General features: G+C 30.4%; 16 protein-coding genes. 2 read left to right on the top strand and 14 right to left on the bottom strand.

The features are described from left to right. Nucleotides 1–55: 55 nt before the first annotated feature. The 11 genes from B3N22_RS10440 to B3N22_RS10390 all read right to left on the bottom strand — a co-directional run bounded on the left by B3N22_RS10440 (nucleotide 56) and on the right by B3N22_RS10390 (nucleotide 11,447). A complete protein-coding gene (locus tag B3N22_RS10440) occupies nucleotides 56–1,357 on the bottom strand; it encodes a PTS sugar transporter subunit IIC (protein WP_286906864.1) in 1,302 nt (433 codons plus the stop codon). A gap of 84 nt (nucleotides 1,358–1,441) precedes the next feature. Next, nucleotides 1,442–1,753, bottom strand: coding sequence for a PTS sugar transporter subunit IIB (locus B3N22_RS10435; protein WP_286906862.1), 312 nt, complete (start codon nucleotides 1,751–1,753; stop codon nucleotides 1,442–1,444). Nucleotides 1,754–1,784: 31 nt separating this feature from the next. Then, the gene (locus tag B3N22_RS10430; protein ID WP_021803284.1) at nucleotides 1,785–2,105 is read right to left on the bottom strand and encodes a PTS sugar transporter subunit IIA; all 321 of its coding nucleotides are present in this window, start codon (nucleotides 2,103–2,105) and stop codon (nucleotides 1,785–1,787) included. A gap of 309 nt (nucleotides 2,106–2,414) precedes the next feature. Continuing rightward, the gene (locus B3N22_RS10425) at nucleotides 2,415–5,357 is read right to left on the bottom strand and encodes a carboxylesterase family protein (protein WP_286906859.1); all 2,943 of its coding nucleotides are present in this window, start codon (nucleotides 5,355–5,357) and stop codon (nucleotides 2,415–2,417) included. Between the two features lie 78 nt (nucleotides 5,358–5,435). Beyond that, nucleotides 5,436–6,737, bottom strand: coding sequence for a PTS sugar transporter subunit IIC (locus B3N22_RS10420; protein ID WP_286906858.1), 1,302 nt, complete (start codon nucleotides 6,735–6,737; stop codon nucleotides 5,436–5,438). A 300-nt stretch (nucleotides 6,738–7,037) separates the two neighbouring features. Further along, complete coding sequence (locus B3N22_RS10415; protein WP_238902838.1) at nucleotides 7,038–7,646, bottom strand: sugar O-acetyltransferase; 609 nt, start codon at nucleotides 7,644–7,646, stop codon at nucleotides 7,038–7,040. A 135-nt stretch (nucleotides 7,647–7,781) separates the two neighbouring features. Next, nucleotides 7,782–8,423 (bottom strand): NAD(P)-dependent oxidoreductase, encoded by a 642-nt coding sequence (locus tag B3N22_RS10410; RefSeq protein WP_286906855.1) that lies wholly within the window; start codon nucleotides 8,421–8,423, stop codon nucleotides 7,782–7,784. A 20-nt stretch (nucleotides 8,424–8,443) separates the two neighbouring features. Then, nucleotides 8,444–9,085 (bottom strand): DsbA family oxidoreductase, encoded by a 642-nt coding sequence (locus tag B3N22_RS10405; protein ID WP_286906854.1) that lies wholly within the window; start codon nucleotides 9,083–9,085, stop codon nucleotides 8,444–8,446. A 90-nt stretch (nucleotides 9,086–9,175) separates the two neighbouring features. Beyond that, nucleotides 9,176–9,607: an Rrf2 family transcriptional regulator gene (locus tag B3N22_RS10400; protein WP_286906852.1), complete on the bottom strand. Its 432-nt coding sequence runs from the start codon at nucleotides 9,605–9,607 to the stop codon at nucleotides 9,176–9,178. A gap of 159 nt (nucleotides 9,608–9,766) precedes the next feature. Further along, on the bottom strand, nucleotides 9,767–10,885 hold the full coding sequence (locus tag B3N22_RS10395) for a DUF4179 domain-containing protein (RefSeq protein WP_286906850.1): 1,119 nt from the start codon (nucleotides 10,883–10,885) through the stop codon (nucleotides 9,767–9,769). 1 nt (nucleotide 10,886) lies between these two features. Next, nucleotides 10,887–11,447, bottom strand: coding sequence for a sigma-70 family RNA polymerase sigma factor (locus B3N22_RS10390; RefSeq protein ID WP_286906849.1), 561 nt, complete (start codon nucleotides 11,445–11,447; stop codon nucleotides 10,887–10,889). Nucleotides 11,448–11,876: 429 nt separating this feature from the next. Between B3N22_RS10390 and B3N22_RS10385 the strand changes: the two genes are divergently transcribed. Beyond that, a complete protein-coding gene (locus B3N22_RS10385) occupies nucleotides 11,877–12,923 on the top strand; it encodes a phosphodiester glycosidase family protein (protein WP_286906847.1) in 1,047 nt (348 codons plus the stop codon). 18 nt (nucleotides 12,924–12,941) lie between these two features. Beyond that, nucleotides 12,942–13,946, top strand: a complete 1,005-nt coding sequence (locus B3N22_RS10380) for a hypothetical protein (RefSeq protein WP_286906844.1) — start codon at nucleotides 12,942–12,944, stop codon at nucleotides 13,944–13,946. Nucleotides 13,947–14,053: 107 nt separating this feature from the next. On the opposite strand, the gene B3N22_RS10375 is transcribed toward B3N22_RS10380, so the two are convergent. From B3N22_RS10375 to rsxE, 3 genes are read right to left on the bottom strand one after another with little or no spacing between them, the layout of a single operon-like run. Next, a complete protein-coding gene (locus B3N22_RS10375; protein WP_286906842.1) occupies nucleotides 14,054–14,851 on the bottom strand; it encodes an RnfABCDGE type electron transport complex subunit B in 798 nt (265 codons plus the stop codon). A gap of 11 nt (nucleotides 14,852–14,862) precedes the next feature. Continuing rightward, nucleotides 14,863–15,441, bottom strand: coding sequence for an electron transport complex subunit RsxA (gene rsxA / locus B3N22_RS10370; protein ID WP_181602499.1), 579 nt, complete (start codon nucleotides 15,439–15,441; stop codon nucleotides 14,863–14,865). Nucleotides 15,442–15,465: 24 nt separating this feature from the next. After that, nucleotides 15,466–16,146 (bottom strand): electron transport complex subunit RsxE, encoded by a 681-nt coding sequence (gene rsxE, locus B3N22_RS10365; protein WP_286906840.1) that lies wholly within the window; start codon nucleotides 16,144–16,146, stop codon nucleotides 15,466–15,468. Nucleotides 16,147–16,152: the final 6 nt, after the last annotated feature.

Genomic DNA, 16,152 nt, shown 5'->3' with positions numbered 1-16,152 from the left:
TAACAATAAAGACTTTAAATAAAGTCTTTATTGTTATTTTTATTAATTTATAATCTTAAGCTTGAGCTTCTTGCTCACTCTTAACATTCATAGAATCTACTTTTCTAAAGAATGGGAAATATACTACTACAGATATAGCTATACATACTACTTGAAGTAAAGCCATTCTCCATCCACCCATTATTAATCCTCCGATTACTGGTGGTGTAGTCCAAGGAACAGTTACACCTGTAAATAGTGGAACTAATCCTATTCTCATAGCAAAATATGCTACTACTGCTGAAATTGTTGGTGCTAATACGAATGGTAAGAACATTAATGGGTTCATAACCATTGGGAAACCAAATATTATCGGTTCATTTATGTTGAATATTCCAGGTCCTATAGATAATCCACCTAATGCTTTGTTTTGGTCAGATTTAGAGAACCAAATCATTAGTATTGCAAGACCTAAAGTTAATCCTGATCCTCCAACTGTTACAAAGCTAGCCATAAATTGATCTGTAACTATGTGTCCACCATTTTCTAATGTAAGTTTTTTACCTGCATCTATAATTGCTTGGTTTTCAAGTCTGTTTGCAATTTGCATACCTTGCATAACACCGTTAACTATGTTATTTCCATGAACACCAAACCACCAGAAGAATGGTACTAGTGCAGTTGTTATAATTAATCCTATTAAAGAATCTGTAAATCCTTGTAATGGTGTTTGTAATACTTTAAATATAAAGTCTATCATTGTTGTATTTAATGCATATTTAAAGAACATAAATATAAACATTGTTCCTGTTATTATAACAAGTCCTGGTATAAGTGCTGAGAATTGGTTAGATACCCCTTGTGGTACTCCAGCTGGCATCTTTATAGTTATTTTCTTAGTTAAGAACCAAGAATAAACTGCTCCTACTATTAATCCTATGATTATTGAAGCTACCATACCTTGTCCACCAAGCCATGTTCTTGGGATAACTCCTGATACAACTTCTCCTGTTGTAGATGTTGTATATTGATTTAAAGTTATTAAAAATACTGCAAATGCTATAATTCCTGCTCCTAAAGGTTCATGACCTTCGTTTTTAGCATACATGTAAGCTATACCGATTACAGCTACTACAGCCATAATTGACATTGTTGAGTTATAAACTTGGAATAATGGTTCTGTCCATCCTGCTCCAAATATTCCTGCCATCCAATCATTAAATGGTTGATATGGAATTTGAGCAAGTAATAAAAATATTGACCCAATTAATGACATTGGTAATGTGTAAATAATTCCGTCTTTTAATGCTACTATTCCTTTAAGTTCAACAAACTTCATTACTATGTTTATCAACTTTTCACTACGTGTTTCTGACATAAAATAAGTCCTCCTAGTTTTTATTTATATATGTTCTGCTATAAATAGTTCTAATATTTATAGCAGAACTTAATACCTTGTTTATTATTTTCCTAATAATTTTAAAGCAAAATCTAAAACTTTATCACCCTTCATCATTCCATAATCAACTGAGTTAATTACATCTACTGGAACTCCTTTTGCAGAGCAAAGCTTTTTAGCTGCTGGTAATTTATATCTAACTTGTGGTCCAAGTAAAGCTACATCTATTCCTTCTTCTAATTTCTTAGACATAGTTGATTCTGGAAAAGCTTCTATATCAGCTTCTACTCCCTTAGCTTTAGCTGCCTCTTGCATTTTTGCTACTAATACACTTGTTGACATTCCTGCTGCACAAAATAATCTGATCTTTATCATCTTTTTTTCCTCCTTAAATATCTATACTTAACTATTTAACTAGTTTATTAACTATTTTTCTTAGTTCCATAATTTGTTCTATAAGATTTTTTTCTGTTATTGTTGTCATTAAATGATCTTGTGCATGTACGAACAGTACTGACACTTCTGTTTTTTCTCCTGCTGCTTCTTTTTGTAATAAATCTGTTTGAGCATTGTGTGCTACTTCTAATGCTTCGTTTGCTTTTTCGATTAATTGGTCTGCCTCTTCATAGTTTCCTTCATTTACTGCGTTTAGAGCTTCATAGGAATATCCCTTAGCATCTCCTGAGTTTATTATTATATTCATTATTACCTGTTCTAACTCACTCATTTTATTACCTCCGTATTTTTAAATCCTTTTGTTTTTATACTCTTTATATTAGCAACTTCCGTGCCAAAACACTAAAACCACCTATAATTAACGTTTTCAAACATAAATATTATTTAGTGTTTGATTATTTAACACCATTTTAATTAGTGTTTAATTTTCACTAAGTAGTGTTTGATAATTTAAACAGTGATTTTTAAGTGTTTATATTTATTGTGTTTGTGTTTAATCTTTCTTTTTAATATTAATTAAAATAAAAGAAATGACTAGAACATCTCTTATTCCTCCAGCCATTTCCTTTATAAATCATTTTTATACTTTTGCTCTTTTTTTCACTAATACAAAACCTAATGCAATAAGTATTATAGAAATTCCAAGTAAAGAATTCATTCCTACCATTGATCCTGTTTGAGGTAATGTTAAACCAGTCTTAGAATCATTAGTAGCTTCCCCTATTACATATTTTGAAAAATGAGGTGTTTTAAAAGTCACACTATTTCCATCTAATGATGTTTTTAGACTTTCAAAACTTTTAGTTTCTTCATTATAATAGAATACTGCTATCTTATCTTTATTAAATTTACTTATTTCTTCATCAGTAAGTGTTATCGTAATCTCCGCCTCACCATCATTAAATTTATGAATAAGAGTTTTACTATCTCCATTTACTACATATAGATTGAAATTGTAAACTTTTTTATTTCCTTTTAAATTTTTAACAATATCACTATTTTCTTCAACATTAAGTTCAAAGACTATTTTTGAACCTTCAACTAATAAACTATCATCAATAGCTGAGAAAGGAAGTTTAATTGTAGTATTTTCTGCTACTATTTCAAAAGATCCTTTTCCATCTTTAACTGATTGTACATCCTCAATTTCAACTTTAGCTCCTTTAGTTAAATAAACATCTTTTACTACTATCTTATTAATACCATCTTTATTAACTATTGAGTTACTTGATTTATTATCATCAACTGCTTTTGTTTGCTCAAAAAGCCAATCAATCATACCTTGATCATTATTAAATACCGGTACCCATGACCAATGTTTTAAAGCTCCGTAGAATTTGTGTGCATCCATATATTCATTACTATATATAGTTTCTTTAGCTTTTGTATTGCCTAATTCTATTAAAGCTTTATATGCATATTTACTTGTTCTACTATCACAAATTGGATCTCCATCTGCATGTACTATCCATATTGGAATATCTTTTATTCCTTTTAATTTTTCTTTAAAATCTGCTACGGCAGCAGCTTCCTCAGCTTTGTAGTCTCCTATTGTATCTTTTGCTGCTATTGATATAGCACCTGCGAAAAGATCTGGATATTGCATCATAAATCTAAATACTCCACCTCCACCACTTGAGGCACCTACTACATAAACGCGATTTTTATCTACTTTTCCTTCTGAAATTAATTTCTGTATTAATTCATTATAAGCAGTAAAATAATCTTGCATTTGTTTTAATTCTATAGGATTGTTGTAAATTGCCCATCCATAATTTTTAGGGAATTGTACACTAAGTACTGATGTTTCTTTTCCAGATTCAGTCCAAGTTGTAGCTCCTCTATTTTCAGTTAAGTGTTTTAATCCATCTGTTCCTACTTCTCCACCACCATGTAGCCATACAACTAGTGGCTCTGGCTTACTTGATTTTGTAGATTTAAGTTTGTATGTTAAGTTCTGACCATTACTTCCTACAAAAGTTCCAGCTACAAATTCATCTACAGTTTTAATATTAACCTTTGAAACATTGCTTTGGTTAAAAGATAACTCTGGATATTTGCTGCATATAATTGAAAATGGTGATATAACTCCACCTGGATATTTAAATCCTTTAAATCTTAATTTAACTGTATTTCCTTCTATGCTTAATTTAATTTCGTCATCAGCATAGTTGTTTTGTACAAGATTTCCTTTAGAATCTAGTGGATATCCATCATAATTCCCTTTTATATCAAAATCTGATGCTTTTAGTCCTGAAAGCTTCGATGCATCGTTTACTGTTATATCAAATCCTTGAACCATAGTCCCTGCATCACCTATATAAGTATCAGCAACTATATCTTTCACCTGAACAACTTGCTTAGATTGAGAATATAGCCAACTAATCATATCTTTGTTATTTAAAGTTGGAACCCAAGACCAATGAAGAAGTCCACCATATAGTCTTAATGAATTCATATATTCTGTTGAATATATAGTCATTTTAGCACTATCATTTCCAAGCTCTTTTAATTTGTTATATATATTTTTACTTATGGTGCTAGCATTAGTTGTATCTTCTTCTGCATGGAACAACCATATTGGTAATTTTGATATCTTACTAAGTTCAGATAAATCTTTAACTGTTCCTCTACTTGCTATTGCAACTGAAGCTGTAAACAGGTTAGGTTTCTCTAATAAAAATCTTAAAGTTAATCCTCCACCCATAGATGCTCCAGTTAAGTATATTTTATTAGAATCTACTTTTCCTTCAGCTATAAGCTTATTTATAAGCTCTTCATAAGCATCAAAAAAGTCTCTCATATCTTTTAATTCTCTATCAGTAAGTTCTACAGAATATTTATATGGGTATTGTGCAGCCATAACATTTGTTGTATATCCTGATTCTGCAAATGCTACTGCACCTCTATTAGCTGTAACTGGTTTAATGTTATCTGTTCCAACTTCTCCAGCCCCATGCATCCATATTACTAATGGCTCAGGTTTTCCTGTATTTGCTGAATATAATCTATATGGTATCTTCACACCATTAGTTCCTACGTAAGTCAAATTCTCAAACTTATCAACTGTTTGAGTTTTTATTTCATTAACATTACTTGATGTAAAATTAAGCTCAGGGTACTTATCACATACTACACTGAATACCCCTGTCATACTTGAATCGTATTTAAAATCCTTTACATCCATCTTTATTGTATTGCCTTCAATACTCAAAGAAATAACATCATCTTCATAATTTTCTAGAGCAAGCTCACCTTTAGAATTTAAAGGATATCCATCATAGTTGTTTATTATTTCGAAATCTTCAGCTTTAATTCCTTGAATCTTAGCTATATCATCAACAACTATCTCAAAACTATCAACAACCTGCCCTACATCTCCCACATAGGTATTAGCTGTAATATGCTTTATACTAACACTACCTAGAGTTTCAGCATTAACTCTTAAACTAGGTACAGCAAAATTCACTATTGTTCCTGTCAGTGTAAGTGCCGTTAAAAAACTTTTCAAACCTTTTTTCATTACTTTTTACACCCCTTATATATTTATATAGCAAAGGCTCAACATAGATAATGTTGAGCCTTCACTAAATTGTCTATTCTAAGCTTCTGCTTCTTGCTCACTCTTAAGATTCATAGAATCTACCTTTTTAAAGAATGGGAAATAAACAACAACTGAAATTGCTATACAAATTATTTGCATCAATGCTGTTCTCCATCCTCCTAGGATAAATCCTGAGATTATAGGTGGTGTAGTCCAAGGAACAGTTACGCCAGTAAATAATGGAACCAAGCCTACTCTCATAGCAAGATATGCAACAACAGCTGATATTGTTGGTGCTGCTATAAATGGTATAAACATCAATGGATTCATAACCATTGGGAATCCAAATAGTATTGGTTCATTTATATTAAATATACCAGGCCCTACAGCAAGTTTACCTAAAGCTTTATTTTGCTCAGATTTTGCTATAGTAAGCATTAATATTACTAACCCTATTGTTAAACCTGATCCCGTTACAGTAACAAAGCTTGCGCCAAATTGATCTGTTACTATATGTCCTCCGTTAGCTAAAGTTAATTCTTTACCTGCATCTATAATTGCTTGATTATCTAGTCTATTAGCAGCAGTAAGTCCACTCATTACTCCATTAACTATAGTAGCACCATGAACACCAAACCACCAGAAGAAAGGTACAAGTGCAGTTGTAATTATTAAACCTACTAATGAATCTGTAAATCCTTGTAGTGGAGTTTGTAATACTTTAAATATAAAATCTATTAAAGTAGTATTAAGTGCATATCTAAAGAACATGTATACAAACATTGTAGCTGTAATTATTACAAGTCCAGGTATAAGTGCTGAGAATTGATTTGATACACCTTGTGGAACTCCAGCTGGCATCTTTATAGTTATTTTCTTAGTTAGGAACCAAGAGTAAACGAATCCAACTAAGAGTCCTATAATTATGGCTGTAACCATACCTTGTCCACCAAGCCAAGTTCTAGGTATAACACCTGATACAACTTCTCCTGACTTAGATGCTGTATATTGATTTAAAGTTATTAAAAATACTGCGAACGCTATGATTCCTGATCCTAATGGTTCATGACCTTCATTTTTAGCATACATATATGCTATACCGATTACTGCTATTATAGCCATAATCTGCATTGTAGAATTATAAACTTGGAACAATGGTTCAGTCCACCCTGCTCCAAAGATTCCAGCCATCCAATCATTAAATGGCTTGTATGGGATTTGTGCTAATAATAAAAATACTGATCCTATTAGTGACATAGGTAGAGTGTATATTATTCCGTCTTTTAGTGCAACTATTGCTTTAAGTTCAACAAACTTCATTACGATACTTATAAGTTTTTCTCCACGTGTTTCTGACATAATATAATTCCTCCTTATCATTTATACCTTTTATTAGAGCAATATCTGTGCCAAAACACTATCTTTACGTATTAATAACGTTTTCAGTAAGTGTTTCTAATAGTGTTTGAGTATTTTTTTGTTGTGTTTGATTTTTGATATCGTTTTAATAGCATTTTAATTTTGTGTTTATACTTTTTTATTAGTGTTTAAAGTTAATATATTAAAGGTAAACTCACCAGTCAGTTTAATTAAAATAAAAATGTCTAGTTAATTTTCTAATTGAAAAATAACTAGACATTCTCTATCTATATTCTTTTATTAATAATCATCAACATCGAATTCTCTATCTTTAAAATAGTACTTTCTATCCTCTTCGGTTACTTCTCTTATAACTCTACATGGATTACCAACTGCAATAGCATTGTCTGGGATATCCTTTGTTACAACACTTCCAGCACCTATAACCACATTCTTACCTATTTTAACTCCTGGATTTATTATGACATTTCCGCCTATCCACACATTATCGCCTATTATTACTTCAATTCCATATTCATATCCAGAATTTCTTGATTCAGGATGAACAGGATGTCCTGCAGTATATATGGATACATTAGGTGCAAACATAACGTTTTCTCCTATTATAACTTTCCCTACATCTAATATAGTACAGTTATAATTTACAAAAAAGTTATTACCAACTTCAATATTTTTTCCATAATCACAATGAAATGGAGGTTCCACTACAATGTTTTTCCCAGACTTTCCAAGTATATCTTTAATTAATGCATCTAATTCCTCTTTTTTATCTGGAGACATAGTGTTATATTTATGTATCTTTAACTTATTCTCCATCCTCTCTTCACTAAGACCATCTAACCAGGCCTTATATGGTAGTCCTGCAAGCATTCTTTCTTTTTGATTCATAGTAATACCTCTCTTTTACCTTTTATAATCTATTTAAATAATGAAATTATACTAATATTATACTCAATTGTTTACATATAAAAAAGAGTTTAGCAAATTAACTCTACTAAACTCTCATATTACAAAAGTATTTAATTATTCTTTCTCTGAAACCACAGTAAATCTTTCATTTATATGCTGCCCATTCTCAATTTCATCTACTAGTGCCACTGCTAAATCAGGATAACTAAGGTAACTTTCTCCTTTAGAATTAACTATAATATTATCTTTTCCTTCTATATATTTACCTGTTCTTTTTCCTTGAGGATCAAAAAATGCTGCTGGACTTAAGTGAGTCCATTTTATTCCTTCTGACTTTTCCATCTCTATTAAGCTAGCTCCCATAGCTTTAGCAGTTGGAAGATATGCTTCTATAAAATCTGGAGTATCATATAATCTCACCTTTTTATCTTCATCTACAAATAAGCTTCCAGCACCACTTACTACGATTAATCTTGTATCAGGTACTTCTTTTAAAAGATTTGTAAGAAATCTTCCTGCATCTACATAAAGATTTTCTTTTCCAGCTGGTGCACTAATAGCATTTACTAAAACATCTAGGTCTTTAATATCCTCAGCCTTTAAATCAAAAAGATCCTTTTCTATTATTTTTACAGTTTTATCTGTTAATTTTGAAGCATCCTTGACTATTGCAGTTACTTCAATACCTCTATCTAGAGCTTCCTTTAATATAAGACTTCCAGCCTTTCCATATGCACCTATAATTCCTATTTTCATTTCTCATTCCTCCTATTTTTTTAAATTTCACATACTCCGTCTATACTGCAAACTCCATAGCCTTTACTCGCTACATCCTTTGTATATTCATCATTAATTGCTTTTTCAAAGGTTTCTTTATCTGTATATCCTTCAATTCTTTTATTTCCTATAATAAACGTTGGAACTACTTTAACATTTGCATCCTCATAAGCATGTCTCAATGCCTCTCTTTGAACATCTTTATATTTTCTTGTTTGTAATGCTTCTTTGAACTCTTCTTCATTTAGTCCAACTTCCACTGCAAGTTTAGCTAAAACATCTATTTCTCCAATATTTTGTTCTTCTTTAAAGAAAGCTTCATAAATCCTATCATTATATTCTTTCCCTTTTCCCTGCTCCTTAGCAAAATGAAAACCTTCAAAAGCTAAATTAGTATATGGATTTGGAGATACCCTCGGCAACTTCATATCACTTCCTATGGATTTAGTAAATCTATTCCACATTTGCATTTTCTCTGGCTCATTTATAGGATCTAGTTTTGGTACAGGTTCTGGTCTTAACTCAAAAGGCATCCACTCAACCTCAACATCTTTTCCTTCTATAGCTTCTTCAAAAATCCCTTTTGTTAAAACGCAAAATGGACAAATATAATCTGAATATACTCTAATTTTTAATGACACAATCAATCATCTCCTAAAATATTTTAAGTTTACTTAATACTATACGTTGTAACCACATCAGTTACAACATTGATAAAAAAAATTGAAACCTTATCCTTCAATTTTTTTGTTTAACACTCCCACAAGCTCTTCCATATTTACATCTTTAAGAACAGTTTCCATAGCTTCTTGTGCTCTAAATAATATCAGTTCAAGAACGCCTTGAATATTAGCTCCAATAGGACAATCTATATTAGGGTTTTCTTGAAATTGAAAAAGTTCTCCTTCTTCAACAACTTCTACAGCACGATAAACATCTAAAAGAGTTATCTCCTTTAACTCCTTGTTTAATGATGCTCCTCCAGTACCTGAAGTAACATTTACTAAACCTGCTTTTTTAAGCATACCTGTAATTCTTCTAATTACCACGGCATTAGTATTAACACTTCCTGCCATCCACTCAGAAGTACAAAGAGTATCACTTTGAATAGCTATTAATGATAATATATGAACAGCTACAGTAAATCTGCTACTAATTTTCATTTAAAACACCTCTTGTAACCATTATAGTTACAACCAAACTTTTAGTCAAGAGTTTATAGAAAAATATCCATAAGAAATTTTAATCTCCTATGGATATTTATATTGCACCATTTATTAATATATTTTATTTAAAAATTAGAATTGAAATCATAAAACAATTTACTTTTCCAAATCTATCACAATATCATCTAATATAATTTCACCTTTTTTAGGGTGATTTTCATCTATAACAGGACTTGTATCAATAACTTTTCCATCTCCATTACCTGATACCTGATGCACATCATTTGACAAGCGTACTTTAGGGGTTATTATTAATTTAGTTGCATTTGGATTTAATTCACCAAAAATAGCCATAGAATTCCCAGAGTATCTTCCGTCACCACCTTCGTTTGTTGTGCAGCTTGTATAAGTATAAAGATTTCCTAAGTCATCCCTCACTTCAAATATTGGAATATCTATCATAAAATATTTCTCTTGTAGTTCTTTTGATACTTCTTGGAAGTAGTTTAATGTAAATGAAACTGGTGTTTTAGAAATACTACTTATTACTAATTTAGCGCCGTCTTTTTCAGTCTCCTTATTTATAACCTGTTTAACATTCCCTATTGCCTTCAAATTAATTTTAAACTTCCAGTGTCCTTTTATGGACTTCGAATTCTCTAAACTCATATCCTTAATATCTGTAAAATTTAGTATAAAACTTATAGCTTCTCTTTCTTCTTTTATACTGATAGTTTGTTCACCTACATAAGTATTGTCATAAACTCTTTTTACTCCCGAGCCTCCTCCTATTGAACCATTATAATTTTTTATAGTAATTTGAGGACCATTCACATTAAAAAATGGATCTTCTCCCAAATCTTTATCACTAACTATTTCATAAGCATATGTTAATGTTCTTCCATCAAATATTGCTTCTTTTATACTAACTTTAATTCCATTGCTTTCCTGTGTCATTCCTACCACATCTGCATATTCTTTATATTTATCATATGCACCAGTTCTTCCGTTATCTATAAATCTAAATATATCTCCTACTATAGGAATTTCAGCTGCGTATGATGGATATGCAGTTCCAAAAACTCCTGTTGCTCCAATTACTAAACAAACTAAAGCAGCTACTACTATTCTTTTCTTTTTAAATACCTTATTCTTATTTATGGAATTTTTTAAATATTTTTTTACTCTCATTTTTTCTATATCAGATACTTCCATCAATTCAATCTCAGCCTCATCTATATCAACATCATTTAATACTTCATAAATATCTTTCATACTATATCACCTCAATATTCAATTTAAGTATTTTCTTACTAAGCTTTTTCTTATTTCTATAAATTCTATTGTCTAAAGCAGATCTAGTAATACCAAACTTTTTAGCGATATCATCAGATTTTTCTCCAAGAAAAAACTTCATAACAAAGATGTCTCTGTCCATAGGTTCTAGTGTATTAATTAAGCTAATAAGCTCATTTCTTTCTTCTATCTTAATAAATTCTTCTTCAACTAATTCATTTGTGCTTATTTCTTTATTTTCTATACTTACATCTAAGTTCTTAATTTCTTTTCTATAATAATCAATTGCCTTAAATTTTGCTATTTTAAATATCCATTTCTTAAATGCAATTTCTTCTCCCATAAATTTGTTTGAATTATTCCATACTGAAAGAAAAACATCATTTATACATTCTTCAATAATTCCATCATTATGAAGTGGGGAGAGTACTTTATACACTGTCGACTTAACTATTCCTAAATACTTATCTACTATAAACTCCAGTGCATCTTGTTTTTTATTTTTTAATCTATCGATATAATTTTTTTCAGTACACCTCATTAAATCTTCTCCAATTCATTATTTTGTAAAAGCTCTTACACATTATATAACGTTAATAAAGAAATTTTCTCTCGCATTTTTTATTATAACTGGTTTTCTGGATTTCTGGTTAACTGGTTATATGGTTATTAAACACACTATAATCAAAAAAACCTTAGTTTGTCTTAGAATAAGTCTACAGCTACCCCTGTGCTTTTACACATCGATGCTCCGCTTTTTTTGCATCGGCAAGCGCCACTGTATCAATGCACCACTTTTCCACTGCTTCTCTTTTTCGCTGTTCCAGCATTGGCAAATAGTACTGCAACACTGTTCCTCTTTTCCAATGTTTCTAAATAGGACCATTCCTATGATTTATCAAATTTATACATTATTGACATAAAAAGAGTTTTTAATTATACTTAAACTAATTTTATAAGGAGACATGCTATGATTACCAATTTTAGAAATAAAAAGCTTAAACAAATAGATAAAAAAGTAGGACTTAAGTTTCATATTAAAACCATTGTATGGTGCTCTATATTTACTTTATTTTTCACAGGTATAACTGCTCCTTTTACTTTGCTATATGGCCCTTTTGAAAATGCAAAAAAAATTTTTGTTGGAACTGCAATGGGTTCCATGCACTTTCAGTGGCTTGCTACGAGCTTTTTACCTAAAGATAAAATAGATGAAATTATCGGAGCCAATAAGGAAATTGAAGAAAACCCTATTACTAATGAAGATACTACCAATATAAAAATATCAGAGGAAAAAGATAATTCTATAGAAAGAAAAGACATATCTGATGAAAATAATAAATTTAAAGGGTATGCATTAATAATTAAAGATCCAACTAGAGTAAAGATAGGAGTTTCATCTAAAATATTTAAAGAAGGAGAAACCATTTCTGAAATTGCAGAACATTATGGTGCTGTAGCTGCTATAAATGGAGGTTATTTTACTGATGAAGCTGACTCAGAAAAGTGGTCATCTAATGGAGGTATTCCTGTAGGATTTTTAATGTCAAACGGCAACATAATTCAAAATATAGATCCTAATGAAGAATCCTATATTTTAGCCCTTACAAAAGAGGGTAAATTATTAATCGGCAAGACATCAATAGCTAAATTATTAGAAAAGAAAGAAAATGAAAAAGAAACAGTAACAGAGGCAATGACTTATATAACACCACTTATAAAAAACGGCAACTTATTGGACATACCTAGTAATCAAGGAACCTCCCCTAAAACAATGATAGGTCAACGTAATGACGGTGCTATAGTCTTTGTAGTTTTGGATTCTAATCTACCTGGCGGTAGAGTTTGTGCAACTTTAACAGAAGCACAAAAAGTAATGAATAACTTAGAATGTTATAATGCAGTTAATTTAGATGGTGGAAAATCAACAACTATGTATCTGAACGGCAAGGTAATTAACAATCCTTCCTATGCACTTGGAGAAAGACCTATATCCTCTGGATTTATAGTTAAATAAGAAAATGGAGTATAAAAAATGAATATATTAAAAAAAGTAATTGTTTGTATAGTTATTTCAATTGTTATCCAATCTAGTGTACTTTTTTATTTAGACAAAATATTTTTTAAAGAATCAACTCAGTTTGTAATAGAAACCGTAGATACTCCGATAGAAACTAAGGTGTCTAATATATATATACCTAGTGATTCCGAAAATATCAAAGCTTCTTTTAACGGAAACTTTATTACATATTTTCAAAATGGTAAATTAAAAATAATTAATACTACAACAGGTGAAACCAAGGAAATTTTAAATGGTACTAATATACTTAGTGTAGAATGGGTTCCTAAAAACAACACTTTATTTTTAGTAGAAAATAAACATGGTGAAATAAATACAAAAACATATAATGCAACAAACGAAGTAGAGCAAGATATCTGCAAATTAGCTAATTATAATGAAAATGATACTATTCAATCCTTTATTTCATTATCAACAGAATATGTAAGTATAACTAATGGAAATAACACCACAATTTATAGAGTTGATATAGAAAAAGAAAGGAAAAAAATTTCTAATTTTAAATTTATGTTAGGTACTGCTAGTGTTTCTCCAAATAAGGATTTATTCTATTTTGAAGATTTCTATAATAAGGAATTTTATCAATATTCAAATGGAAGCAGTAAAAAAATTAATTTACAAAATACAAACCAATTAACCATATTAAAAGCTATAGGAAACACTCTATACATTGGTGAATATTCAGATGATAACAAGATTTCAAAGATAATATATGGTGAATCAATATCTGATATGAATAATTGGAAAACTCAAGTTTTAAATGAAAAAGTTGATAAAAAAGATATATACATAAGTAGTGACAATCAAATCTATATTAACAACAACTTACAAGGCACGGTTACAAATATTACTACAGGAGAAGTTATCCAATATGATGATAATCTCCTTTTCATCAATGATAAAGTAATATGTACAATAAAAAATAATTATGTATATTTTATAAATTTGAATGATTCATAGTAAATAATATTCAAAGATAAATTCAATAAAAAACAAGGTGCAGAAGGTTAAATAGTGAATACTATTATATCTTCTGCACTTTAACCTATAAATTTCTATATTCTATACTATCCGACTCTTCTTATTGCCTTAGTTGGACATTTCTCCACACATATTCCACAGTTAACACACTTGTTGTAATCAACTTTAGCTAAAAGTTCATTTACATGAACTGCATCATGTGGACAATTCTTTTCGCATATTTTACAACCTATACATCCTACACTACAGTTTGTTCTTACTATCTTACCTGTATCTTTAGAACTGCATGCAACTCTTACTTTTTTATTTTCTGGAATTGATTCAATTAATCCTTTAGGGCATGCTTTTATACAAGCTCCGCAATTAACACATTTCTCTTCATTAACTTTGGCTATCCCATCCACTATGTCTAAAGCTCCAAATTTACATACATTAACACAAGTTCCAAGGCCTAAGCAACTATAAGAACACCCAGTAGCAATCTTATCCCAGTTTGCATGTGCATCAACACAGTTATTGTAAGCAGCAGTATCTAACTTTATCTTTTTATTTGAGCAATTTCCATTACAGTTTACAAAGGCTACTTTTTTCTCGGCTTTCTCTACCTTAACTCCAAGTATTTCTCCTAATGCATTTGCAACTTTTATTCCACCAACTGTACATCCATTTACTTTTGCTTCTCCATTTACAACAGCCTCAGAAAAAGCATCACATCCTGGAAATCCACAGCCTCCACAGTTAGCACCTGGCAAAGCTTCACGAACCTTTGGAACTCTAGGATCTACCTCTATAGCAAACTTATCTGATGCATAACCTAAAGCTGTCCCAAATATAATACCTAAAACACCTAAACTTAAGGCTGCATATAATATATTAATATCCATTCTCCCACCCCCTACTTTATTAAGCCTTGAAAGCCTAAAAATGCTATAGACATTAAGGCCGCAGTAAATAAGGTAATTGGTAATCCTCTTAAAACTCTAGGAATATTCTCATTATTATCAGTTTTTTCTCTAATAAAAGATAATAAAACTATGGACATCATATATCCTAAAGCCGCTCCAACACCATTTACTACTGATTGTAGGAAGTTATAATTTTCCTGCATGTTTAATACTGTCATACCTAATACAGCACAATTTGTAGTTATAAGTGGAAGATATATTCCAAGAGCTTTATAAAGTCCTGGACTCATTTTCTTTATTACCATTTCAACTAGTTGAACTAAGGATGCTATAACTAATATAAAAGCTATAGTTGATAGATACTGAAGTTCAAGTGGTACTAATATAAAGTTAAATACTAAATAAGACATTATAGATGCTATAACCATAACAAAGGTAACTGCAAACCCCATTCCTATAGCAGCATCTCTCTTTTTTGATACTCCTAAAAAAGAACATATTCCTAGAAATCTAGAAAGCACAAAATTATTTACAAACATGGCACTTACAAAAATCAATAATAAATTCATTTATTTCACCTTCTCCTCTTAATACTATTTTTCTGTATTGCATCCAGTTCCACAGCCTGAACAATTTCCACAGCCGTGTTCTAATGTTTTAGGTGAAGTTCCATTTTTCTCAGCTTTTCTAATATTTATATAATTTAATATAGCCATTAAAAAACCTAGGGTTATAAATGCTCCTGGAGCAAGAATCATTATAGAAGCTGGTTTATAACTTTCTGGCATTATTGTAAAACCTAAGATGGCTCCTGAACCTATGAATTCTCTAATAACTCCAACCAAAGTTAAAGCTAAAGTAAATCCTAATCCCATTCCAAGTCCATCAAAAATTGATGGTATTATAGGATTTTTTGAAGCATAAGCTTCAGCTCTTCCCAAAATAACGCAGTTTACAACTATCAATGGAATAAATATTCCTAAAGATTTATATAAAGCTGGTACATATCCTTGAATAAACATCTCTATAATAGTTACAAAAGACGCAACTACAACTATATAAGCAGGTATTCTAATTTTATCAGGTATTAATTTTCTTAAAGCAGAAATCAACATATTTGAAAATATTAAAACTATTGTGGTAGCTATTCCCATTCCAAGGGCATTTTTAGTAGAAGTGGTTACAGCTAGAGTTGGACACATAGCTAAAACCTGAACAAATATAGGATTTTCTGTTATCAAGCCATTTTTTACTCTTTCTAATAATTTCTTCATATAAAC

Origin of the sequence: Clostridium sp. UBA1652 (assembly GCF_002320975.1) — a bacterium.
Taxonomy (GTDB): domain Bacteria; phylum Bacillota; class Clostridia; order Clostridiales; family Clostridiaceae; genus Clostridium_T; species Clostridium_T intestinale.
The sequence above is the reverse complement of the archived record's forward strand: the minus strand, read 5'-3'. Positions and strand labels throughout refer to the sequence as shown.

Coding starts and splice junctions, on each gene's coding strand:
- B3N22_RS10425 (WP_286906859.1), bottom strand. CDS start 5,357: ATGAAAAAAGGTTTGAAAAGTTTTTTAACGGCACTTACACTGACAGGA.
- B3N22_RS10430 (WP_021803284.1), bottom strand. CDS start 2,105: ATGAGTGAGTTAGAACAGGTAATAATGAATATAATAATAAACTCAGGA.
- rsxA (WP_181602499.1), bottom strand. CDS start 15,441: ATGAATTTATTATTGATTTTTGTAAGTGCCATGTTTGTAAATAATTTT.
- B3N22_RS10390 (WP_286906849.1), bottom strand. CDS start 11,447: ATGAGGTGTACTGAAAAAAATTATATCGATAGATTAAAAAATAAAAAA.
- B3N22_RS10385 (WP_286906847.1), top strand. CDS start 11,877: ATGATTACCAATTTTAGAAATAAAAAGCTTAAACAAATAGATAAAAAA.
- B3N22_RS10400 (WP_286906852.1), bottom strand. CDS start 9,607: ATGAAAATTAGTAGCAGATTTACTGTAGCTGTTCATATATTATCATTA.
- B3N22_RS10435 (WP_286906862.1), bottom strand. CDS start 1,753: ATGATAAAGATCAGATTATTTTGTGCAGCAGGAATGTCAACAAGTGTA.
- B3N22_RS10415 (WP_238902838.1), bottom strand. CDS start 7,646: ATGAATCAAAAAGAAAGAATGCTTGCAGGACTACCATATAAGGCCTGG.
- B3N22_RS10420 (WP_286906858.1), bottom strand. CDS start 6,737: ATGTCAGAAACACGTGGAGAAAAACTTATAAGTATCGTAATGAAGTTT.
- B3N22_RS10410 (WP_286906855.1), bottom strand. CDS start 8,423: ATGAAAATAGGAATTATAGGTGCATATGGAAAGGCTGGAAGTCTTATA.
- B3N22_RS10375 (WP_286906842.1), bottom strand. CDS start 14,851: ATGGATATTAATATATTATATGCAGCCTTAAGTTTAGGTGTTTTAGGT.
- B3N22_RS10380 (WP_286906844.1), top strand. CDS start 12,942: ATGAATATATTAAAAAAAGTAATTGTTTGTATAGTTATTTCAATTGTT.
- rsxE (WP_286906840.1), bottom strand. CDS start 16,146: ATGAAGAAATTATTAGAAAGAGTAAAAAATGGCTTGATAACAGAAAAT.
- B3N22_RS10440 (WP_286906864.1), bottom strand. CDS start 1,357: ATGTCAGAAACACGTAGTGAAAAGTTGATAAACATAGTAATGAAGTTT.
- B3N22_RS10395 (WP_286906850.1), bottom strand. CDS start 10,885: ATGAAAGATATTTATGAAGTATTAAATGATGTTGATATAGATGAGGCT.